Origin of the sequence: Pseudomonas sp. 8209 (genome assembly GCF_028682105.1) — a bacterium.
In the GTDB taxonomy this organism is placed as follows: Bacteria; Pseudomonadota; Gammaproteobacteria; order Pseudomonadales; family Pseudomonadaceae; genus Aquipseudomonas; species Aquipseudomonas palmensis.
Genome location: NZ_JANIAH010000005.1, coordinates 456,898 through 480,068 on the forward strand (window position 1 = coordinate 456,898; position 23,171 = coordinate 480,068).

Consider the following 23,171-nt stretch of genomic DNA (forward strand, 5'->3'; position numbering starts at 1 on the left):
TTAAAACTGCAACCTTTTGGTCATAGTATGGAAGCTGTTCCCGCTGCAGCCCTGTTGCAGCGGGCCTTTGACAAGGACTCGAAACTCAATGCGCCGTGTCGTATTCAATCAGAAAGGGGGCGTGGGCAAGACCAGCATCGCCTGCAACCTTGCCGCCGTCAGCGCCGCCGAAGGGTATCGGACGCTGCTGGTGGACCTCGACCCCCAGGCCAACACCACCCACTACCTCACCGGCCTGCTCGGCGACGACATCCCGGCCGGCATCAGCGACTTCTTCAAGCAGACCCTTTCCAGCGCACCGGGCAGCAAGCGCGGGCGCGTGTGCATCACCCCCACCCGCTACGACAACCTCGACCTGGTGACCGCCAGCCCCGACCTGGCCGACCTGCAGCCCAAGCTGGAGAGCAAGTTCAAGATCAACAAGCTGCGCAAGCTGCTGGTTGAACTGTCCGAAGACTACGAGCGCATCTACATCGACACCCCGCCGTCGCTGAACTTCTACACCTTCAGCGCGCTGGTGGCCGCCGACCGCCTGCTGATTCCGTTCGATTGCGACAGCTTTTCGCGCCAGGCGCTGTACAGCGTGATCGAGCAGGTGGAAGAACTGCGCCAGGACCACAACGAGTCGCTGCAGGTGGAAGGCGTGGTGACCAACCAGTTCGTCGCGCGCACCGCGCTGCACCAGAGCCTGGTGGACGAACTGCTGGCCGAGGGGCTGCCGGTGCTGCCGGTGTACCTGAGCAGCTCGGTGAAGATGCGCGAATCCCACGAGCTGTCGGTGCCGCTGGTGCACATGGCACCGCGGCACAAGCTGTCACGCGAATTCGTCGACCTGCTGGGGGCGCTGGAGCGGGCTGCCTGAGGGCTGCCCGCCGGTTGCGCCCTGGCGTCAGATCGACGCCTGGCGCATGCGATCGGACAACGCCTGCGCCGTTTCCTTGCGCTCGGAATAGCGGTCCACCAGGTGCGCCTGGCTGTCGCGCAGCAGCAGCGTGAACTTGACCAGCTCTTCCATCACATCCACCACCCGGTCGTAATACGGCGAGGGCTTCATACGGCCCTGCTCGTCGAACTCCATGTACGCCTTGGGCACGGACGACTGGTTGGGGATGGTGAACATGCGCATCCAGCGCCCCAGCACGCGCAGCTGATTGACCACGTTGAACGACTGCGAACCGCCACACACCTGCATCACGGCCAGGGTCTTGCCCTGGGTGGGGCGAATGGCGCCGAGGGCCAGCGGCACCCAGTCGATCTGCGCCTTGAACACCGCCGACATCGCGCCGTGCCGTTCAGGCGAACACCACACCTGGCCTTCGGACCACAGCACCAGCTCGCGCAGTTCCTGAACCTTGGGGTGCTCCACCGGTACGTCGTCCGGCAGTGGCAGGCCGCTGGGATCGAAGATGCGCGTCTGGGCGCCAAAATACTGGAGCAGGCGCGCGGCCTCCTCGGTCAGCAACCGGCTGAAGGAACGCTCGCGGGTGGAACCGTACAGCAAAAGGATGCGCGGCTTTCGCTCGCCGGCCTGCAGGGCGGTGGGCAGGCCTTCGAACAGGCTCGGGTCGAGGTTGGGCAGGTCGTGGTGCATGGGGCCTCCGGGTCAGAGCGTGGCAATGCGGTCGAGTTCACGCTTGAGCGCGTGGGCATCGAGCTGGCTGAATGGCAGCGCGAAAAACGCCCGGCAGCGACGCTCGATACGCGCCAGCGCATGGTGAAAGTTCGCCTCCACCTCGTCGTCGGTGCCGGGTTGTTCGCAAGGGTCGGCCAGGCCCCAGTGGGCCTTGAGCGCCGGGCCGAAAAACACCGGGCACGCCTCGCCTGCGGCCTTGTCGCACACGGTGATGACGATATCCGGCGGGTTGGCCGCGAAGGCCTCGTTGCCCTTGCTGCTCAGGCCCGCGGTGCTGATGCCGGCCTGCTGCAGGGTCAGCAGACTGCGCGGCAACACCTGCCCCCTGGGGAAGCTGCCGGCGCTCAACGCCTCGAAGCCCGCCGGGGCGAGGTGATTGAACATCGCTTCGCAGAGGATGCTGCGACAGCTGTTGGCCGTGCACATGAACAGAACTCGCATGGTGGTGTACTCCCTTTGGCAGGCAGAATGGTCAAAGGCTCAGGCGCAGGGCCAGGGCCGAAAGCGTGATCAACAGCACCGGCACGGTCAGCAGCAGGCCGACCTTGAAGTAGTAGCCCCAGGTGATGCGCGTACCCTTGCGCGCCAGCACATGCAGCCAGAGCAATGTGGCCAGGCTGCCGATGGGGGTGATCTTGGGGCCCAGGTCGCAGCCGATGACGTTGGCGTAGACCATCGCCTCGCGCACCACACCCTGTGCTTCGCTGGCGTGGATCGAAAGCGCGGCGATCAGCACGCTGGGCAGGTTGTTCATCACCGAGGACAGCACTGCGGCAAGCAGCCCGGTGCCCAGCGACGCGCTCCACACGCCATAGGCGGCAAGACGGTCCAGCAACTGGGTGAGCAGGTCGGTAAGGCCGGCGTTTTTCAGGCCGTACACCACCAGGTACATGCCCAGCGAGAACACCACGATCTGCCAGGGCGCCTCGCGCAGCACGCGCCGGGTAGAGATCACATGCCCGCGCGCAGCGACAATGAACAGCACCACTGCACAGGCCGCCGCCACGGCGCTGATCGGGATGCCCAGCGGCTCGAGCAGGAACAGGCCCACCAGCAGCGCCACCAGCACGCCCCCGCCCACGCGGAAGGTGGCGCGGTCGCGGATCGCCAGCACCGGCGCTTTCAGTACCTGTACTTCGTACACCACCGGTATGTCGCGGCGAAAGTACAGAAACAGCACCAGCAAGGTGGCCGCCACACTCACCAGGTTCACCGGCACCATCACCGCTGCGTATTCGCCAAAGCCCAGGCCGAAGTAATCGGCCGAGACGATGTTCACCAGGTTGGAGACCACCAGCGGCAGGCTGGCAGTGTCGGCAATGAAGCCTGCGGCCATGACGAACGCCAGGGTCGCAGCCGGGGAGAAACGCAGCGCCAGCAGCATCGACATGACGATAGGGGTAAGGATCAGCGCCGCGCCATCGTTGGCGAACAGCGCCGAGACCGCAGCGCCCAGCAGCACGATGAAGGCGAACAGCCGGCGCCCGTTGCCGCGCGCCCAGCGGGCCACGTGCAGGGCTGCCCATTCGAAGAAGCCGGCCTCGTCGAGCAGCAGGCTGATGACGATGATCGCGATGAAGGTGGCGGTGGCGTTCCACACAATCGCCCACACCGTGGGGATGTCGTGCAACGACACCGCGCCCAGCGCCAGGGCCAGCAGTGCGCCGAGGCTGGCGCTCCAGCCGACGCCCAGGCCGCGGGGTTGCCAGATGACCAGGGTCAGGGTGAGCAGGAAAACAGCGATGGCAGTCAGCATCGGGGCGCTCCTGGCTCAGCAGCAGGCAGCAGCACGAACGGGGCGACCGTCCATGTTGTGCAAGCGTGTGGTGTTGTCCTTGAGCCAGTCGGCATTGGCGCGCAGCGTCACCTGCAGCAGGTCGTGCACCCAGCCGGGCAGTTGCGGGTTGAGACGGTAATACACCCACTGCCCCTGGCGACGGTCGAGCAGCAGGCCGCTGGTACGCAGCTGCGCCAGGTGACGGCTGATCTTGGGCTGGCTGTCGCCCAGGGCGCACATCAGCTCGCACACGCACAACTCGCCCTGCTCTGCGATCAGCAGCGCAGCGCGAGCGCGGGTTTCGTCGGCCAGGCTCTTGAACAGCTCGGGTGGGGTAATCATTGTGGGCGGCCCTTACATATGGATAACCGAATATACGGATATCCATATGTTATCTGCAACCGGATTTTTCAGCGCCTGCCATCAACCTCCCCAGTGCGTCACCCGCCGTTGGGGGCCGGTTTTTCGCGCAAGGCCGTGTGGTAGATCTGCGCCGAATCGAGCACGGGCTGGCTGGCACCATGGCGGGCGATCGACAGCATTGCCTGGCCGATGACCTCGGTGCTCAGCACCTTTTCGGGCAACAGCGCACGCGCCAGGCTCAGCAGCGGGCCGGTGAACCGGTAGAACACACGGTACGCGCGGGTTCTGGAGGTGGCCCCATGCAACGGTTGAATCACCGCCGGGCGCAGGATGTGCACGCGCCTGAACGGCAGGCGCAGCAGGCTGTTCTCCGTCATGCCGCGCACCCGCGCCCACATCGTCGAGCTGGTTTCGCTGCTGTCGGCGCCCGCCCCGGAGACGTAGATGAAGGTGGCATGCGGGTTGAGCTCGCACACGCGCTGGGCCACCGCCAGGGTCAGGCGGTAGGTCATGTGGGTGTACTGCGCCTGGGTCATGCCCGCCGCCGAAACGCCCAGGCAGAAGAAACACGCATCCACATCGCGCAGGTCGTCGTCGAGCAGCGTGGACGGGTTATCGGCGAAGGCCGGCCTGACCACCTGTCGGAGCTTGGGGTGCTGGGCGTTCAGGCGTGAGCGCCCGATCAAGCGAACGGACTCCACATCCTGCGCCGCCAGGCATTCGCGCAGCACCCCGCTGCCGATCATGCCGGATGCACCAAAGATCACTATGTTCATGGCGTAGGCTGGCCTCGCTCAGTCTGAAGGGTGCGCCGGCTTCATGCCGACGGCCATTGCGGCGGTGCCGTGCCGAAATCGGCCGCGAGGCTGACCGGCTTCCAGCGCTGCATCGCTTCGCTGCGGGCGGCCTCTTCCACCTCCACCACATACAAGGCGTCCGACCCCAACAGTAGACGCGACGGCAGCCCTTCACGAGCGGCCAGCGCCACGATCAGCTGCGCAATGCGCTCGGGGTCGCCCACTTCGTTGCCCACGTAGGACTCGATCAAGGCCTTGAACGCGGCCATCGACGCCATGTAGTCCGGGGCCAGCTCGGTGAGCGTGCTGCGGGCCTGGTGGCCCCAGTCGGTACGCATGCCGCCGGGCTCCAGGGTGCACACCTGGATGCCGAACGGCGCGACCTCCTTGCCGACCACGTCGCTGAACCCGCCCACGGCCCATTTGGCCGCCTGATAGGCCGACAGGCCCGGGCTTGCGATGCGACCGCCGGCCGATGACACCTGAAAGATATGGCCGCGGCCCTGGGCGCGCATCACCGGGATGGCCGCACGGGTGAGGTTGACCACGCCGAACAGATTGGTCTCGACCTCGGCGCGAAAATCATCGGTGGGGATGTGCTCGAACGGCTGGATATGGCCGAAGCCCGCGTTGTTGACCAGCGCATCCAGCCGGCCAAAACGGCGCACGGCCTCGGCCACGGCGTGCCTGGCCTGCTGTTCGTCGGTCACGTCCAGTTCGAACGTGGCCAGGTTGGCGCCGTACTGCGCCTGCAGCTCGACGAAGCGTGTGATGTCGCGTGCAGTGGCCAGCACCTTGGCGCCGCTGTGCAGCGCCGCCTCCAGAATGGCGCGCCCCAGGCCTCGGGACGCACCGGTAATCAACCAGACTTCAGACATGATCATTCAACCTTTTCAAAGCGCCGACGCGGCGCATGGGCAACGTAAAAGAGGGGGCTGCTCACTCGGGCCGAAAGCCGGCCTTGCCTTCCAGCATCACCGACTCGGCAAGCGCCTTCTGTGCCTGAATGTCCGCCAGGCTGCGGGCATAGCCGGCCTCCAGCGCCGCATAGGCATCCCCGCCGAGCACGGTGCGCAGCGGCGGTTTCTGCATCTGGCTGAGGGTGTAGATGGCGTCGGCCATTTTCAGCGGGTCGCCCGAGGCGGTGTCTTCGCCATGCTGTTCGATCCACCCGCGCAGGTTGCCGACCGCACTGCCCTTGTAGGCCTCGAGCTGCTCGGTCCAGCGGATGTTGGCCACGAAGCCGGTCTTGATCGAGCCTGGCTCGATGATCAGGGTGTTGATGCCGAACTCGGCCAGCTCCTGCGCCACCGCTTCGGCGAAGCCTTCCAGACCGTACTTGGCCGCGTGGTACAGCGAGCCGCCCGGGTAGGCGGTGCGGCCGCCGACACTGCTGACATGGATGAAGGTACCGCGCTGCTGTGCGCGCATCGCCGCCATGAAGGCGCGGGTGACCTGTATCGGCGCCATCAGGTTGAGCGCGATCTGCTGCTCGACTTCGGCGTCGGTCATCTCTTCCATCGCACCGATCACCGCCCCGCCCGCGTTGTTGACCACCACCTCCACATCGGGATGGCGGGCAGCAACGGCGCGTACCTGTTCGCGGTCGGTCACGTCGAGCGCTTCCACATGAAGGCGCTTTGGATACACCTGTTGCAACGCCTGCATCGCCTCCACACGGCGCACTGCGGCGACCACGGTATGCCCTTGGGCCAGCGCCTTTTCGGTAAGGGCCAGGCCCAGGCCACCCGAAGCACCGGTAATGAACCACTTTTGAACAGCCATGAAGATACTCCTGTTACAAATTGTGAGTGATTAATCACTCAGTTAAAAGGCAAGGCTTTTACGCCGTAATGGCGCGCCACAGCATATGGAAGCCCAGCTGGCGGTGGCTGTCGGCCTCCTCCGGGGACTTCTCGATGTGTTCGATGGTGGTGGTGGCGATACTCTCGATCACGGAAGAAATGAAGCTGATCGGGGCATCGATCAGCACGCCGTCCTCTACCCCGCCCTCCATCGTCCTGGACACGGCCTGGAACGGCTGCGCGCCCAGTGCGCGGGTGTCTGCGGTTACCTGCCCCGACGCCGACAGCCGTGCCAGCACCACGCGCTCCAGGGCATTGTTCAGGCCCCAGCTGACATAGCGATTGAAGATGTACTCCATGCGCTGGCGGTAGTCGGCCTGGGCCGGGAAGTCCGACATCATGGCCGTCACCAGGCTTTGCTTGAGGTGCAGGTAGAGCTCCTGGAACAGCACCTCCTTGCTGCTGAAGTAGGTGAACAAGGTGCCGTCGGCAACCCCGGCGCGCCGCGCGATGCTCGACGTGCTGGCCATCACGCCCAGCTCGGCGACTGCCTGCATCGCCGACAACAGCAAGGCTTCACGTTTTTCGGGGCTGAGGGGACGTGCCATGGAGGGAGGTTCGCTTAAGAAGACTGAGTAATCAGTCAACTATATTCCTGACCCTTGGGCGAATGCAAGGGGTGGATGGCGCGACGGTGCCGAACGGCAAGCCCCCCGGCATCGCGCCGGGGGGTTGATAGCCGTTATCCGGCGCTACTCGAACAGGTTCACGATGGCGTCCGACAACGTACTCCGCTGCCGCGACCACGAGCTTGTGAAGTGATAGATATCGTTGGTCTGGACGTAGTGCTTCACGAACTGGAAGTGATAGTCGGCGGCAATCTGGAACAGGTACAGATCGCTTTGGATATTCACGTAGTTGGTGCCGAAGCGATGGATCTCGGTACTGATCTGGACCATGCCATCCAGAACCGCATGGGTATCGGGCTCCAGGTCCACATTGATTTCCGAACTTGGCTTTTCGGTAAGAATGCGCTTCCAGGCGAGCTCCGAACTCTTTCTTCCCGAGGTGCCCTTGGTAAGGTCGCAGGGGGCCTCGATGGCCTGGCGGGCTTTGCTCATTTCGTCTTTGATGCGGTCATCCAACTGCAACTTCCTGCCTGTTTTTACCTGGCAAAACAAACTGGTCAACTCGAGCCAGGCGGATTCATATTCCTTGGGGTTATCGCGCTCGACCATCTGCTTGGGGTTGGACCAGCAAGGCTTGTACCTGAACTTGGCGAAACTGTAGTCGGGGAAGTGCCCGAGCCAGCCGTGGCCCAGATAACTGGTACCGCTGGGGGCCGCTTCGAAGTTGGGGTTCGCGAACGGCACGCCCTTAGTGTCGGATGACTTCAGGACTTTCCTGTTCCAGTTTTTCGACGAGCCGTCCATGTAGTAGATGGCCTGTGGGCCGTAGCCCATCTTGGACCATTCCCAGGAGTCCGGGTCGTAGTCCGCATCCCAGTAGGTGTTCATCACGTTGTCGAGGCCGCAGTGGTCCTGGTGGGCCCAGGTGTCGGCGATCACATGCGCCCTGACCCCCAGCAGGATCAGCCTGAACCTGCGCAGCACGTCTGCACGGTTGTCCTTCAGCACCTCTGCCCCGCCGATGGCCAGGCTGATGATCTTCTCCAGCCGGTCGTCATCGGTGGCGCAGAGCACGGCATCTTGAACAAGCCTGCGCGAGAGTGCGCTTTGCGGCCGGTTGAGCATCTTGCCGTATTGCAGATCCTTCACCTTGCTGGCGTTGTACTTTCTCAGTATCTGCTCGCCGCCGAAGGTGTCGCGCTTGATGAACTTGGGCAGGTAGTTGGCCACTTCGGCGCCATGGGTTTCTTCTCGGCTGGGCGTGCCGGCCGGGTCGTTGTAGTTGCCGGGGATGAAGTGGTACGAGCACCACAGGCCATCTTCAGGCTCCCCCATCGTGCCCAGCAGCCCGCCCTGGTAGGTGTAGCGAGGGTTGTCCATCTTGGCGACGACGTTGTACTTGGCAGATTTTTGGGTGTCGCTGACCAGGCTCCAGTAAGAGGCATAGGTGCTCTCGCTGAAGAAGTCGATGAAGTTGGCTGCCTTGGCAATAAGGGTTGCATCGTCCTTGTTGAAGCCGCCACACAGTGCTGAGTGGTAAGTACCGTAGAAGTGAAAATCCTGATCCATGCCGCTTTCCCCTAAACAGTTTTTGTTTAACAAAAAAAGACCGCAAGGGTTTATAGGCACAGCTTTAAATAGTGTCAAATGGCCATTAGTCAATGATAATTGTTATTTTTATTTCGTGTATTAACGTTGGGAAAGTGCGGTTTGATAGGCATGGCGATATAGAGCGGTTCTATTTAAATTCATGGCCAATGGAGCCAGTCTGCGCTCAATAATCAGTCGTCAGACTTGAGCAACTTTCCACACTGCTCACTGGCCAACTGGCTGATGATCCGAATGGCCTGATGAATACCCGCCGTGTTGCGAAAGCTCAGCTGCGGGTTGTGTTCGCACTCCAGCACCTCGTCATGCTGGACGAGCGCTTCACCGAGTAGTTCGAGGGTCCAGGCGTAGCGTTGGATGGTGGACAAGCGTTCTTGGTCGGTCATGGGGATACCTGCTTCACAGCTTGCTGGATAGGGAGGGGGAAGAAGCTCGGTATAGGCCACCAGGCAATGCGCGAATGGGCCGTAAATACCGTGGTCATATAGGCATCATAACGGGACGATTCTTTCCATGGCAAGAATCTCCGCAACCCTCGATACCGATGGCAGTCTGAAAAAGCTCGGCGCAGCGATCCGGGCTCGACGCCTGGCGCTTGCGCTGTCCCAGGAAGCGCTGGCCGACGCGGCAGGCGTGGACCGTTCGCATATGGGGAAAATCGAGCGAGGGGAAAGGAACGTCACGTTCCTGAACATCTTGCGGATTGCAGTTGCGGTGGGGTGCAAGCCTTCTGAGCTATTAGTTGATGCGAGTCTTTAGAGTTAGCCACTGATCGATGTAGTGGTGTTTTTGTAATACGACTCCGAAAGCCATTCCTAGCGTAACAACGCCATCCTGAAGGGGTTTACTCCACCACCCTCGCCCGACATTGGCTGGTAATATCGACGCCAGCGACACGCCGACAGGATACCTACACAAGCTCATGCTTCCATTTGTAGCTGCTGTAGAGGAACGGGCGACTGTCCTCCTTGGTGGTTTCCACGACTCGCAGTTTCACCTTCGTGCCGACCGGGTAGTCCCTGATCTTCCGCGCGCACTCGATCTTCATGTTCTGTGGGAAGGGTTCGCCACTCGCAGGACGGACGCCATTCTTGCGGCGGGCAGGATCGTAAAAGACTTCAGCAATAATCGAGATGTATTCGTCTGGGTCATGCCTGAGTTCCCAAACCATGCTGCCCCCTCTGCCTTTCGAATGTGCGATCACTGGAGTGAAGTTCGTGGTGAGCAACTTGTCAAAACGCCGGCTCCGAGCCAACACCGCGACCTAGCTAGACGTTGACATCGGAGCGGCCTATGGCCGGGCCAGGAGCCTGCTTGGCCAAGCTGACGAGCCCTCGCTAGTCCGAGTAAGGCATTTTGGCCGCAACGTCCTATTCCTTAAGAGGGAATGAGGAAGATAGAAAAAAAAGCCGCACCAGGCGGGCTTTGTTAGGTGTTAGTAGACAGTCTTGGATTCCTGGACATCTGATATCTGATGCGGAGACAGGAATCGTATCAACGCGGAAGAGGCTGAATTCAATGGATTTTGTTCTTCAGTGTATGACTCATTATCTCTAAAATTATCCTCAGCCTATTTCCTGGTGGCGAACCATCGTGAAAAAGTCCTGCCTTGCGGCAGACCAGTCTGGAAGGAATTCAAAGTGCTCCGCCGAGCACCCACCTTCAGCCCGAGGGCGTTCATCATAGTTGTCATTGCCGAGCTTATGCACTGCGCTGACAGTCGAACACCGTAAGTCCTAGGACGAATGACTCGATGGCTTCGATAGTCTGGGTCCGCTCGCCGTGCAGCAGCCTTGCAGCGGCATTCGCAATCGAGAGTTCACCTTGAAGAGCGGCATCCACGAGTTGCAGGCCAGCCCCCTTGATGTCATCCGTGAGCGCCAAGTTGCTCCAGGCCTCCCTCGCTTCGTCGAGAGTCTCAAAGATCGCCCTATAAATGCGTTCCTCCTCGGGCATTCTGGTTCCCTTGCTGCACCAATACGCATCAATGCCTTGGAGCTCTGCCAATGGGTTGGTGAGACGAGTAAATACGTTAAGCGAATCTAGCGGAGCTGACTGGAGTCCTGCGGCGGTACACCAGGGTTGCGCCAGTTCATTTGGTAGGACCGGGAACAGACTGTCGAAGCCAGATGTAGCGAGATTCGTCAATCCGAGCTTGTTCATGACCGGCAGGACGCAAATCTTGCGCCCGTCATCAACGAGAGCGCGCCAGACTGCCCAGACACTCTCTAGATCCACGCCTGTTCCATCGGTGTTCACAGGCAACGTGACCAACACATCCGCAGGCGGCCACACCCCGGGGATGGTAGCCTCAGGCAGCAGATGAACGCCGATGCCAGGGCTTATTGCGGTCAACTCGGCCCTTAGTCTACCTTCCAAGTTATTGAACTCGGCCTCGCGATATCGGCGCGCGGCAAGTGCAGCTTTGCCAAGCGCACTTCCCTTTGGGGCCGTCTGGCAGCGGTGGGTGAGGAACGGATGAATCCCTCTTTTCTCAGACTCACCGGCCATGGTCTGAAACATTTCCACGAGGCGTCGTAGCTCATCCAACTCTTTCGGAGCCTCGATTGACAACACATCCCATGACTCCTCGGACGCCGCAATCGTGATGCTTTCCTTTAGGTTTGCAAGCCACCCCATGTAGGCCGGAGCACCCTGCGGCAGCGCAAGAAACCTCCGGACGAGGTCCGTGGAGCAACTGGACAGGATCGATGGCAGCCTCGACAGGCTCTGAACCTTAGCAGTTGGCTGCTCCTCCTGCGGCGCCACCAAGCTGATAGCAACGTCGTATACGCGCCCCAAAACGCTGAGTGCCTTCGTATCAGTCTTCCCTCTGAACTGCCCGTCAAGCAGGGCTCTGAGGTTCGGGACGAGCAAATTGAGCAGATCCAGGCATTGCGCTAGATATGCGGTGTAACTATTAGCAGCTAATTCGGCGTTGAGAATGGCCAGCCACGCACGATTTCGGGCAACCTGTTCGGGCGCGGGAACGTTCGCCCTGGGCATGCGTTTGCAAGCAAGCGGGTAGCCTCCAATTGTGGACCGGACGATGCTCCCGTCAGCTCCAAGCGCGTTGCTGGAGACAATATCTGCTGCAGGTGTCAGCGCCAGCAAGGTCTCACAAGTCTGATACACCTCGTGATTAAGGTCGGTTTGCACGGAGGTTGCTACATACCAGAAGTCTGAGCGAACCTCTTTACCTTCCTCGCATGGGCTCAGACGCGGCGCCTCAGCCCATGCGACATGGTCGGAGAAGCGCTGGAACAACACCTCTTGCCCTACTGCATCGACCCAACTGATCGCCAGCGCCCTGTCGACCCTTGCTGTAACTCTTAGTAGCGAAACTATGGCTTGAAAGTCCGTGTCGACCAGCGGAGGGGAAAGTTTGGCCAACTCCCTCAAGTGCGAAGCCGGGATGACTTGGCCGAGTAGCGAAGCCATGAGCCGAGTCAAGTCCCCCATGCTGCTCGCCGCCTGGAGCGTGCGGCGCAAATCGCTTGGAGCTAACCGAGCCAAAAAGAGAGCGGTCAAACCTGAAGCGATGACCTCAGTCCTGATTTCAGTAAAGCGTCGAGATACCGAGACTATCGGACCGATATCTGGTGGCTCGACGTCGCCAATCGCAAGTCCAGCAGGCGTTCCCAGCAACGACTTCGCCATTGCTAGTGCTTCGGCGGTCTGGAGCCATCGTTCGATCACCCGATGCGCGTTCGTGTGATCCAGCCCTATCAGAATCGCGCTGAGAAGCGCCGTTGTCGGTGCTGCCTCCAATCTAAGTGCCAGGCCTTCAATTACCTCGTCATCGCATCCCTCATGCCTAGAAAGCGTGCGCTCAAGGAACCGAGACATCTCGGATGCCGGCACCAGCCAAACTGCAGTTGCGACCGTAGTCGACAACAAAGGCAGCGCGAACTCGTGAGACAGACGAAGTAGCTCTGCAGATCTCAACTCATGCAGCCCCACGATCCTGCCGTCATGTGTGTCTTGAACCAGGTGCTCATCCTTGAGTCTGGTCAACGCTAGCGAGACCGTGGTCGCTGATTTGGACAAGACGCGAGGCAATTCTGATACATCGGCACCGCAACCCGTGGCGTTCACGCAAGCCACCATCCTCAAGACATCCAGTTCGTCGTGTCGAGTGACGTCGTTAATCCGCGCAGCAATCTGCGCGTGCAGCGTCTCGCTCAATCGATGCCCCTGGGTAAGCACGTGGGTGTACTCAAGTAGGTGACCAGCCGCCAGCGCCCAAGGTTCTCGCCATCCTTGCCAAGCGGTTTGCCCTCTATCCCTCAACTCTCGCCACACTCGTTCAGCAAGAGTGTCGTCACCCTGAACCTTGACTTGGGAAGCGCGACGGTTATCTACCAGCGGATAGCGATCCTCCTCTCGCACAGATGCCAAAAGCAGCAGCCCGGGAGCGCGATTTACCTCCGCAGTCAACGCGGTCCAACCCTCCGAGAAACCTCGGCCCACGTCATCGATGATGAAGCCGACGGGCGCATCTGCAGTCGCTCGTCTGGAGCGCGCAAGCTGGACAAGTGACGCAACTGCTGTCGGCGGCAGACGATGAATCTGAAACCAACGCACTACGTGGCGACTGGCATACGCGGCTTCCCAAAGAACTGCTGACTTTCCTGAGCCGGAAGCACCGTGAATGAGCGCGTTTCTGCGGTTTTCCAGTCCTTGGAGAACGGCTGCACGGAGCTCAGGGCGTTCCACAACAAGTCCTGCGGCTACATGTGATGCCTGCGCATCGACACCCAGGTAGAACTGCGGATCCTCATCAGGAGTCAGGAAGTCCACAGCTGAACACAAGCCCTCAGTTAGCGCTGCCTCGACTAGTGCTGAGGTCAAAAGCGGCTGTAGCGCATCGAACCGCTGCTGAACATCAGATACTGCAAGCCCAAGATAGGCGCTCTCCGGCCGAGTACCATTTACATCAGAAAGATGCCCCACCACGCCCAAGAGGTCCGCGAAGTACATCTCGGCTTCGAAGGCCGTGCAGGCCTGCCTAGCCGAAATCTGGGCTAAAGCGCTTCCGCGAGGGTCAGGCAGCACAAGCACCTTGGTTCGCGCAATGAGGCCAGCCAGCCCCTTGCGTCCCTTCAGCTGGGCTACGACGGTCGGATAGGCGGAAAGGTCCTGCAACTGGCGGATGGCAGTACGACGTTCGCCAATGTTACTTTCGAGCACCAGCAGAAATTGGTCGCCAGGAAGCCCTTCTCCTTCCCACATTTTCGTGACGAAGCCCGCCACTGAACGAGCTGAAAACGGCCCCATGTGGTCGCGTCGTGACTTGACCTGCACGAGTGTTCTAGCGCTGGCCGTCCGGGCCTCAAGATCGTCACCCCCTTCAGGGACGACACTGCCGTAACCAAGCTGGCCGAAGAAGTTTTCCACAGCAAGGCTTGCCGCAACCGCATCCTGATAGCGGAACCCACGTCCCGCATGAGAGCCAGCTCTTGTCGCCAAACCAAACCTCCCTTTCCGATGGCCAAAAACAATTCGTCGAGCATTCGCTCCAAGCGGCGACTAGAAGACGACATTTCGTGAAGACATTACCCCCGGCAGTGCAAGTTATGGAACAGGGGGCGCCAGGAATATGATGTCGTATAGGTCTTCACCCAGCGGTATTCACACTGTGATTCGGCTCCGTCTACCCATATCTAGGGCGTTCAACATTCGGCACATCAGGCAACGGTTGTCCTAACTCCCGCCATCTTGCTGACTTTCGGCTAAGAGCGCACTAGATCAAGCACAAAAACAATCAAACGTCCCTCACGTACTGATTTGCTTCCGGTAATGAGCATCTCCCGCAACTCATTCGCTGTTTGAGGTGGCTCCGTACCTCGCCCTGGTTTTTTAAGGCACTTGTTCGGCAGATTCTGATCGCCAAACCAGAGGACGAGATAGATGCCACGACCCTCTGCTCGCCAATCTCGGGTGTAGAGTGCATCAAGCTGCATGTCTGCACCTCTCCAGAGTTCTGGGTGCCACTGCCCCTTCACTTCGATCGGTATTCTAAGTGCACCCGCTGAACAGGCAATATCGACTTCCTTGTCTGCAGCGACATGCGCCTCAGGATCAAACGTGATCTCTTTCGATCCTTGGCGAAGCAGCCCAAGAAGATGATCACGACAGCGTTCCTCCGCGAACGGCGTACCGTTGTCATCATAGAAGCCACGCCATGATTCGGCATCGTCGCTCTTGACCTTCGCTTGGGCGATCGAAAGTTCTTCGAGCACCAACGCCTGCAGATCAGCGGCGGATACAGGAAGAAGATTACGTGTAATCGCATTGATCGTTTCAAGCGCAGGAGGAGCATAAGATGATTCGACACGGATGCGTGCTTGCTCTGCGACAACAATCTTCATCGACTCGGTGTAACCGTCGGTTGGCGCGCTCCTCAAGCGCATCAACGCAGCGATTGCATCTTCGCTGGTATCATTGCCTAGACGACGGATTAGATGGATCAGATGATTACTCGCATCCCAGGGATTAGTATTGCCCCCAGTAGTCCCGCTTGGACGATTAACCATTGGCCAACGCGGGCGGAATGTAGTGATGATCCATTCAAGCTGCGCTGGCTCCAGAGCAACATAGGAACCGTCGTCAGAATGTCCACCTGTGGAATCACGCAAATGCCAGAGCAGCTCTGATTCAATCTGGGAAACACTCAGCCGCGCAGCCGTCTGCTCAAAATCGACGACAAGGCCAATCGTATCCCAGTTGCGCCTACGCTCATCGTCAGTCAGCTTTACGCGACCAACGGCAACGCGCCGTAATACCTCGAATCGTCCCGAGCGGATAAGCCGATTGATCAACTCTGCTTCCGGTCCGACCGGAAGATCTGGGAAGCGCTTTAGCCATTCGGCAGCAAGCTCAGCAGCAAGTTCTGCATGACGTTCATCTCGCACAAGTGCATAGAGGCCGTCTACTGATTCACAGCGCGCTTGAAGCTGAGGTTCATGGTAGAGCCGCATTGCATCCCCCCAACCGCCGCGAGCCTGGATAGCGGCCTCGATCGCCTCTCTGAGACCGACAATCCCTGCGTGGTCGTCGATGCAAGTTCGGCGCAGTACAAACAGCCCCGCCATCAGGCGCTCATCAGAAAGATCATCGAACCCTACGCCTTTCCGAAAGCGCTCGGCGAGCGCAGCAACGATAATGTAGCCAGCTTCGTAGTACTGACCTTGTGCAACGCTTTCCGCAATCTCGTGCGCTGAGGGCGTGGCTGGTTCAAGCACCATAAATGCTTCGAACCCCACATGCGCAACATCCCCGATATCGTCGCCAAGCCATTGACCAACGCGCTCGTGGGCAGGCACATCGTCTCCGACATCATTAAACAGATTGAGATAGGCTTTGGCCGGATCGATGATTGTTCCGAAGTCGCCTACACCCATTTGATCGATACAAGTCGCATATATCTTTCGGTGCTGGGAGTGCGCGGCAGCTTGCTTTTCTTGACGGATACGTTCGCTTTCAGCTTGCTCGATCTTCCATTCGGGTATAACCGGCTTGGCAAGCCTTTCGATCCAGTTCAATAGGTCAGGACAGTGTGCAGCGAATGGCCTTGCGGCTGCACGAACCTCGGCACCTATTTCATCGTCGTGCGGAGTGAGCTGAACCAAATCGCGCCAACGTTCATCGCTGTGATCTGAAGGATCAAGCACCTCAAGTAACGCAACGACGTCAGCGGTGGTCGCCGCAAAACCGGAGGACCGCCGGTTCAATTCCCAGGCCAGCTGCCAAGGACTTTGATCACTAGGCCGTTCGAACAGTACGTAGCGCTGTATGGCCTGGCGAAAACAAACATCGCCCCGGATGAGGGCATCTAGTTGCTGACGAGATTCGCGCTGGGATCCGACGCTGGCATCAAACGGTTCTAGCCAAGACCAAATTTTTTCGGCCGTGACGCCACCCACCGCCACGGCACGTGCGATCAGGTGATATGCGAAATCGGTTAGGGCGTAATTTCCGGGGCGTTCGTACCGATTACCAAGCGTCTTTGCCACCATGGCTAAACGGTCAAGGATACCTTCAATCCTAAGATCAGGAAGATGCCTCTTTAGGCCTGATAACACGCCAATCGTGCGACCGTCATTTCGGGCATGAGCAACTACAAGGTCGACTACAAGGTTATCGTGGATCAGCTCGTAACCAATGTCCTCGATCAGCTCGATTGCCAGTCGAATCGAGAGCTCATCGTCATAACTGTGTAATGTGGAGAGAATAGTCGACCAATCTTCTTCACCATCTAGCTCAGAAAGCGCCCCACCTGCGGCTCTCCGGCTCGCAAAAATCGCCTGTGGGTCGAGAACGATCCTCCGCAAATCATCTGCTAACGCTGAAGAAATCTTGTTTCCTTTGACCTCTTCGAGCACAAGAAGGCGTAGAGCGAACGGTGTTTCCGGTACGGTAATCAGTCGCCGTATTTCTTCGATTAGCTCGGGCTGTATGATTCCACGCACAGAATAGGGTCCCCAATCGCGAAAACGAGGACTGTCCGTTGCCAGTAGCTCTAGTGCCCCTATTAGTGAGCGAGCTTGCTCAACCGTTAAATCGTCTGTATCACCGTACTCGATCACGCCCATTGGATCAGCGGCGATCACCGCGTGAGCAAGTGCCGGATCATGAGCGAGCCACGCATGAATGCCACGTAGACTTGCCGGCACGAGACCATGACTGTGGAACATTGATAAGAGGCGCCTGCGTTTAGCCGGGGTATCAGCCTGCTTCGCAAGCCATCGAGCCCCCAAATATTCACCGACACGGCGATGTAGATATCCAAAGCGATCAGCACCATCGGCTCTGAACAACCGTGTGCCAAGCATGTCCCCTATGGATGCTCCCTGAGGGAGACAGGAAATATCGGCGAGGTGCAACTCGCCTTCAGCGGAGTTGGCTGCGGAGGTTCGGACGATGGCTTCACTGCCAGTAAGGATCAAGCCAGCAAATGCAGCACCCGCAGCGTCAAGCCCTACTTCTCGTGCGAGCTGACCGTAGGCCTTTGCATCCCGGTGCTCGACCCGCAGTACCTCAACTGCTCGGCTGAAGAGCTCACTACGTGTCTCAGGCAGATTTCCCGAACCGGCGACCCGGGAGATGAGTTCGAGAGTCTGCGGATTGCCAAGTAGTCCGTTGAGACCGCGAATGTTGAAATGTTCGACCACCGTCTCGGCGATCTTGGTCCCGAGCGAGGCACTTAGAAAGGTTGCTGCGTCAGTATCATCAAAGGGCTCAAGATGCAGCTCCAGCGGCTCCTCTGGATATTGCTCGCGAATAGCCTCTAGCCCAGTGGCGCTACGCCAGTCCGCGACACGGCACGATAGAACGAAGTGAGGGCAGCCTAGTCGTCCGAGCTGGCGTAGCACTAGGTCCACTGCATCGCCCTCTTTTTGGGCGCTCACTTCATCAAGCCCATCAATCACCAGAGTCGTGGCGTCACCTAGTAGTGTTCTCGGGTCATGACGATTGATCAGTTGACGAGCGGTGCAGCGTGCATGGCCTGGAGCATTTGCAAACCATTCAAGCAGATACGACTTTCCCATGCCCGCTTCACCGAGAATGAGCAATGGTTCGGCCCGTTTTCGCAACTCGCCCTGAGGCAGTTTGGTTCGGCCATTTTCGGTTTCACACCATAGCGTCCGCTCAATCATCTCGTGCACCAACAAATGCGCATTCACTCACGTCTTACCGAAGCCTCACTTGGAGCCTGCCTAGCTAGCCAGATACTATCCTGATGAAATCTAAAATTCTCCACTGAGCAGCCTCAGTATCGCGCACGACCGCCCTTAGCTGATAGCTGCCGGCGCAGCATTGCGGGCACCTCCGAAGGCGCTTGCCACCTGGGTTTCGCATGGCGCGCGCTTTCTCATTGTCGGCTACCGTCGACTGAGTTAAACGTACGTCGGCGCTGATAGACTGTTTCTTTTACCTAGCAATAGGCTGGAGTGAGATGGATATCAAAGAGTTTTGTGTCGCTCATAAATTTGATATGAGCAAGTGTGAGATTGCGTTGGGCGGTGGCAGTTTTGGAATGGCTGACTTGAAGACTCCACCGGCCGAGTTCCTATCATTGGCGGAGGACGATTTTGAACGGGGCGGCTTGGCGGCTCTTGTCAACGCAACGACCAATGCGAAACGTGCCATTGTCAGCCAGCTCGATCAGTTGTTGATCTCTTTTGGCTACCAGCCACTTAGATGGAACGTGCCCAAAAAAATCGAACGTGTCAGGGCGCTCGGGCTAATGGCACCAAGCTTGTTGCGCAAAGTCGTCGATATGAGAAATATTCTTGAGCATGAGTACGCAACGCCTGAGCTTGGAAAAGTTGAAGAAGCATTAGATATCGCGAGTCTCTTTGTGATGTCCGCTTCGGCTATGTTTATTCCGTTTGACGACGTCTTGGAGTTTTCACATCCTGACTCAACTGTGATGGCTGGGACCGTCACACATATTACTGCGGGATTGAACCGTAAGTCTGCCAGGGTTTTCTACACAGTCTACGCGTACGAGCCTGGTGAGTATGGCGGGCGTTGCGTTGGGCAATGTGAGATCGAATCAGGGCATGTCTTGTTCGAAGCGATGGTGAAACTTTCTGCATCGCTGATGCTTCGATACAAGGTAAACCAGGCGCTCAGTGATTTTGAGTCCGCCTTTGCGTAACCATGAGTGCTCGTTAGCTCAGGGGCGGAGCTGTGAGAGACAGCTATCGACCCATAGCCGCCCTTCCTGGAGGGCAGCTGAATCGTCCCGGGTTTGGTAGACACCTCTTTGCCTTAAACTGAGGCCAATCAGGAGGTGCAATGAGCAACCCACGTTATCCCGAAGAATTCAAAATCCAAGCGGTCAATCAAGTGACCGAAAAGAAGCTGCCTGTCGCTGATGTGGCGGCGCGTCTTGGCGTGTCGACGCATAGCCTCTATGCCTGGATAAAGCGCTACAGCAAACCTCAAGCAGAACGGCAGCAAGACGACGATCAGCACGCTGAACTGCGTCGTCTGCGAGCTGAACTCAAGCGCGTCACTGAAGAGCGAGACATCTTAAAAAAGGCCGCCGCGTACTTTGCCAAGGAGTGCGGCTGAAGTACGCCTTTATCAAGCAGCGCGCGGGCGACTATTCGATTCGATGGCTTTGCCTGACGCTGAAAGTCAAGAGGTAATGGTTCATTCCGATCAAGGCAGCCAGTACAGCAGCTCCGATTGGCGCAGCTTTTTGAAGGCAAACAATTTGGTTGCCAGCATGAGTCGCCGAGGCAACTGTCATGACAACGCCGTGGCCGAGAGTTTTTTCCAGCTTCTGAAACGGGAACGGATCAAGCGAAAAATCTACACCACGCGGGAAGATGCTCGGAGTGATGTGTTCGATTACATCGAGATGTTCTACAACGTAAAACGCCGCCATGGTTTCAACAATCAGCTGTCACCGGTAGAGTTTGAAAAGCGTTACGCAATGAGCTTGCAAGGTGTCTAGAGAATCCGGGGCGATTCAAACTGCTCAACCACCACCGTCATGCGAATCCGAGACATCACTTCCTAGCGAACTCTAATGGAATCGATGTTCCATCTTGTCCGCGCCCCTTCAGTATTCATGTCATCCAGAACCGCACGGCCCGCTCCGTCTGCCGTTGGATAGATAGTGGCGGCATTGAATCCAGCGCGAGAGCAGAGATGAAGCAGGCGCGCTGCTTCATACACCGGTAATGTGAGCTTGAGGAACGGTGTGCTATCAATGTCCTCCAGCAGTGTTTCCAGGCCCTCAATGACGAAGCTTCCACCCTCCACGCATGTGTGAGGATGAACCGTGAAAAGCCCGCCTTGAGCGGCGAGGTGCCTGCTGACTGCTCCGGGAGCATGATGAAGCACAATCCGGCTATGCAGATTGATCCCTACACGATCCATAGCCCAGATAACCAGCCTATCGTCTGCCCCCCACTCACTGAAACGAGCGATGGCACTGCTGGCCGCAAAATAGGCAGCAGTGAATGATCTAGTCGTCCAATCAAGCAATCGTGTCGGCACCCCGTGATGCTGCGCCATGGCCATGAAATCTAAAATCTCAGGATTAGGCCATAGCGAAGGATCTTTGTAGAAACGGTCTGCGGTTTGGGTGTCTAGGATGGTCTTTCTGAAGGACTGGGAATCGTTGGGGATGGGAATACCCACATCATCACAGTGCTTAGCGAATCGTTGGAGAATCGCTAGCTCGTAAAAAACCATGTCTGAGGCGTCAACCATCTCTGTGTACGACACAATCGGCGGCACGTTGCGCGGGCGTAAGATGGTTGGAAGCAATCCCCACCTGGCATCAGCCTGCCCTCGGTACACAAAGTCCTCATGACCCTTTTTGAATTCATGTGTGGGTGAAAGCGCTTGCCAGAGCTCCTCAGCGGTCTGATAGAAGTGCTCAGTGAACCTATCGTGCTTTGCCATTTGAGGTATATCCGATTACACGAAAAAGCCCCGCATCCAATGAGGTATGCGGGGCTTTTTGCTGTCACCCTGCTGTCACGAGCGACATATTGATCACAGGAAAACGCCTGTAACCCTTGAATTTACTGGTGCCGGAGACAGGAATCGAACCTGCGACCTTCGCGTTACGAGTGCGCTGCTCTACCGACTGAGCTACACCGGCGTGGCGACAACGCTACCATTGCCGCCACGCTTTCGCAAATCACTGTTTATCAACAGCTATTGCCCACCACTCGCCTGCACCGCGGTGCACCCGGCCGGGGCCAGGTCGGCCTCGATATCTGTGCTGCACGCCCAGCCCGTGGCCGAACGGGCCCAGGTCAGGTGCTTGCCCGCCACCGGCGCCGGCGCATCCACCAGCACGCATGCAAGAGTGCCCACACCAGTCGCCGCCACGCCCCGCGCACTCAAGGTGCAGTTGGCCGTGGTCGGCTGGCCGCCAAGGGCGACGACATCGGCCACGTCCTTGCCCTGGTTGATCTGCACTTCGAAGGCCGTCTTCAATGCCGACACCTCAGCCAGCGCCGCGGTGGCCTTGGCCCGCGCCTGGTGGTTGGTGTACATGGGCATGGCAATGGTCGCCAGAATGCCGATGATCGCCACCACGATCATCAACTCGATCAATGTAATACCGCGCTGTCCCTTCATGGGCACTCCCCTCGCAAAAACTCACAAATCCCGCCACGGACACCGCCACGGACACCGCCGCAGACCAGCGCGCCAGTAGGCCCGAACAGACACCTTTTGTCACCCTGCGGGTGCTTAACCCAGCACCGCGCTCGACTACTCTAGTGGCCACCGGGCGGGATTGCCCGGGCCTATCACCCTGAAGCTGTTACAGGGTTTGTGACTGTCCACCGCTGCATGGAGGTAGCGATGAACCACAAGACAAAAACCTATGCCTGGCAAGGCATCGACCGCACCGGCACCCACGTGAGTGGGCACAGCAGCGGGCAGAACAGTGCGCTGGTGAAGGCGCTGCTGCGCGGTCGCGGCATTCGCCCAACCCAGGTGAACGCGGCACGCCGTACTACCCTGCAATTGCCCGCTTCGCTCGGCGCCCAGGACATCACCCGCTTCAGCCGCCAGTTGGCAACGTTGTTCAAGGCCGGCGTGCCGCTGCTGCAAGGGCTGGGCATGATCGCCGAAGGCATCAACAACCCACCGCTGCGCCGCCTGCTGGGCACCCTCAAAAACGATATCGCCGCCGGCTGCGGCCTGGCCGATGCGCTGCGCAGGCACCCGCGCCAGTTCGACAGCCTGTATTGCAACCTGGTGGCCGTGGGTGAGCAAACCGGCTGCCTGGACAGCCTGCTCGACCAGTTGGCAACACTGCAGGAAAAACGCCAGGCGCTACGGGCCCGGCTGAAGAAGGCCATGGTCTACCCCGCGCTGGTGCTGCTGGTGGGGTTGGGGGTGGCGGCGCTGCTGTTGCTCAAGGTGGTACCGCAGTTTCAGGCCATGTTTGCAGGCTTCGGCGCGCCGTTGCCGGCCTTCACCCAGGGTGTCATCAACCTGGCCGACTGGCTGGGGCAGTATCTGCTGTGGGTGCTTGGGGTAATGCTGGCCACGGGATTTGCCCTGCGCCGCGCCTTCGAGCGTCAGCAGGCGGTGCGTTTATGGATGTTGCGCCAGGCGCTACGCATGCCGGTTCTGGGGCCGGTGATGCAGCATGCGGCGCTGGCTCGTTTTGCGCGTACCCTGGCGACGTCGTTCAGTGCCGGCGTACCGCTCACCGAAGCCCTGGGGCCGGTGGCCGCCGCGTGCGGCAATACGCTGTACGAGCAGGCCGTGCTGCGCCTGCGCCAGGCCATCGGCAACGGCCTGTCGATGAGCGCGGCGATGCGCAACGAGCCGCTGTTCCCGTGCCTGGCGGTACAGATGTGCGCCATTGGCGAGACATCCGGCACGCTCGACGATATGCTCGACCGGATCGCCAGCCACCACGAAACGGCCGTCGACGAATGGCTCGACAACCTGGCCAGCCTGCTGGAGCCGATGATCGTGCTGATTCTCGGGCTGGTGGTGGGCAGCCTGGTGGTCGCCATGTACCTGCCGATCTTCCAGCTGGGCGATGTGATCTGA

At 59.2% G+C, this 23,171-nt stretch carries 19 protein-coding genes, 1 tRNA gene and 1 pseudogene; 5 read left to right on the plus strand and 16 right to left on the minus strand.

Features of this window, described 5'->3' with window-relative positions:
• Positions 1 to 88: 88 nt before the first annotated feature.
• On the plus strand, positions 89 to 862 hold the full coding sequence (locus NP552_RS13730) for a ParA family protein (protein ID WP_274096818.1): 774 nt from the start codon (positions 89 to 91) through the stop codon (positions 860 to 862).
• A 27-nt stretch (positions 863 to 889) separates the two neighbouring features.
• Here NP552_RS13730 and arsH read toward each other — a convergent pair whose 3' ends face one another.
• The 10 genes from arsH to NP552_RS13780 form a co-directional block, all read right to left on the minus strand.
• A complete protein-coding gene (arsH, locus tag NP552_RS13735) occupies positions 890 to 1,591 on the minus strand; it encodes an arsenical resistance protein ArsH (RefSeq protein WP_274096819.1) in 702 nt (233 codons plus the stop codon).
• A 12-nt stretch (positions 1,592 to 1,603) separates the two neighbouring features.
• A complete protein-coding gene (locus NP552_RS13740; RefSeq protein ID WP_236176807.1) occupies positions 1,604 to 2,074 on the minus strand; it encodes an arsenate reductase ArsC in 471 nt (156 codons plus the stop codon).
• A gap of 31 nt (positions 2,075 to 2,105) precedes the next feature.
• Positions 2,106 to 3,389, minus strand: coding sequence for an arsenic transporter (locus NP552_RS13745; RefSeq protein ID WP_274096820.1), 1,284 nt, complete (start codon positions 3,387 to 3,389; stop codon positions 2,106 to 2,108).
• A 15-nt stretch (positions 3,390 to 3,404) separates the two neighbouring features.
• Positions 3,405 to 3,752: a metalloregulator ArsR/SmtB family transcription factor gene (locus tag NP552_RS13750; protein WP_043860440.1), complete on the minus strand. Its 348-nt coding sequence runs from the start codon at positions 3,750 to 3,752 to the stop codon at positions 3,405 to 3,407.
• 98 nt (positions 3,753 to 3,850) lie between these two features.
• Positions 3,851 to 4,549, minus strand: a complete 699-nt coding sequence (locus NP552_RS13755; RefSeq protein WP_274096821.1) for an epimerase — start codon at positions 4,547 to 4,549, stop codon at positions 3,851 to 3,853.
• A 41-nt stretch (positions 4,550 to 4,590) separates the two neighbouring features.
• Positions 4,591 to 5,448 carry an SDR family NAD(P)-dependent oxidoreductase gene (locus NP552_RS13760; protein WP_274096822.1) on the minus strand — a complete coding sequence of 286 codons (858 nt, stop codon included), beginning with the start codon at positions 5,446 to 5,448 and terminating at the stop codon, positions 4,591 to 4,593.
• A 61-nt stretch (positions 5,449 to 5,509) separates the two neighbouring features.
• Positions 5,510 to 6,355: an SDR family NAD(P)-dependent oxidoreductase gene (locus NP552_RS13765; protein WP_274096823.1), complete on the minus strand. Its 846-nt coding sequence runs from the start codon at positions 6,353 to 6,355 to the stop codon at positions 5,510 to 5,512.
• Positions 6,356 to 6,413: 58 nt separating this feature from the next.
• Positions 6,414 to 6,983, minus strand: a complete 570-nt coding sequence (locus tag NP552_RS13770; protein WP_043860443.1) for a TetR/AcrR family transcriptional regulator — start codon at positions 6,981 to 6,983, stop codon at positions 6,414 to 6,416.
• Between the two features lie 144 nt (positions 6,984 to 7,127).
• Positions 7,128 to 8,573, minus strand: coding sequence for a DUF6765 family protein (locus NP552_RS13775; RefSeq protein ID WP_078479485.1), 1,446 nt, complete (start codon positions 8,571 to 8,573; stop codon positions 7,128 to 7,130).
• 212 nt (positions 8,574 to 8,785) lie between these two features.
• A complete protein-coding gene (locus NP552_RS13780) occupies positions 8,786 to 8,998 on the minus strand; it encodes a hypothetical protein (protein ID WP_274096824.1) in 213 nt (70 codons plus the stop codon).
• 127 nt (positions 8,999 to 9,125) lie between these two features.
• On the opposite strand from NP552_RS13780, the gene NP552_RS13785 reads away from it, so the two are divergent.
• Complete coding sequence (locus NP552_RS13785) at positions 9,126 to 9,371, plus strand: helix-turn-helix domain-containing protein (RefSeq protein ID WP_054914897.1); 246 nt, start codon at positions 9,126 to 9,128, stop codon at positions 9,369 to 9,371.
• Between the two features lie 151 nt (positions 9,372 to 9,522).
• Here NP552_RS13785 and NP552_RS13790 read toward each other — a convergent pair whose 3' ends face one another.
• The 3 genes from NP552_RS13790 to NP552_RS13800 form a co-directional block, all read right to left on the minus strand.
• Entirely contained in the window at positions 9,523 to 9,783 is a 261-nt protein-coding gene (locus NP552_RS13790) for a hypothetical protein (protein WP_100633453.1), read from the minus strand.
• Between the two features lie 530 nt (positions 9,784 to 10,313).
• Positions 10,314 to 14,084 (minus strand): hypothetical protein, encoded by a 3,771-nt coding sequence (locus NP552_RS13795; protein WP_274096825.1) that lies wholly within the window; start codon positions 14,082 to 14,084, stop codon positions 10,314 to 10,316.
• Between the two features lie 263 nt (positions 14,085 to 14,347).
• Positions 14,348 to 18,274, minus strand: a complete 3,927-nt coding sequence (locus tag NP552_RS13800; protein WP_274096826.1) for an NACHT domain-containing protein — start codon at positions 18,272 to 18,274, stop codon at positions 14,348 to 14,350.
• A 299-nt stretch (positions 18,275 to 18,573) separates the two neighbouring features.
• Between NP552_RS13800 and NP552_RS13805 the strand changes: the two genes are divergently transcribed.
• Positions 18,574 to 19,281: a hypothetical protein gene (locus NP552_RS13805; protein WP_274096827.1), complete on the plus strand. Its 708-nt coding sequence runs from the start codon at positions 18,574 to 18,576 to the stop codon at positions 19,279 to 19,281.
• A 140-nt stretch (positions 19,282 to 19,421) separates the two neighbouring features.
• A pseudogene (locus tag NP552_RS13810) lies at positions 19,422 to 20,088 on the plus strand (transposase).
• A 62-nt stretch (positions 20,089 to 20,150) separates the two neighbouring features.
• On the opposite strand, the gene NP552_RS13815 reads toward NP552_RS13810, so the two are convergent.
• From NP552_RS13815 to NP552_RS13825, 3 genes are all read right to left on the minus strand, one after another.
• Entirely contained in the window at positions 20,151 to 21,047 is an 897-nt protein-coding gene (locus NP552_RS13815; RefSeq protein WP_274096828.1) for an FRG domain-containing protein, read from the minus strand.
• Positions 21,048 to 21,173: 126 nt separating this feature from the next.
• Positions 21,174 to 21,249: transfer RNA gene (locus NP552_RS13820), tRNA-Thr, on the minus strand.
• A gap of 56 nt (positions 21,250 to 21,305) precedes the next feature.
• A complete protein-coding gene (locus tag NP552_RS13825) occupies positions 21,306 to 21,734 on the minus strand; it encodes a pilin (RefSeq protein WP_274096829.1) in 429 nt (142 codons plus the stop codon).
• A 228-nt stretch (positions 21,735 to 21,962) separates the two neighbouring features.
• On the opposite strand from NP552_RS13825, the gene NP552_RS13830 reads away from it, so the two are divergent.
• Positions 21,963 to 23,171: a type II secretion system F family protein gene (locus NP552_RS13830; RefSeq protein ID WP_254996752.1), complete on the plus strand. Its 1,209-nt coding sequence runs from the start codon at positions 21,963 to 21,965 to the stop codon at positions 23,169 to 23,171.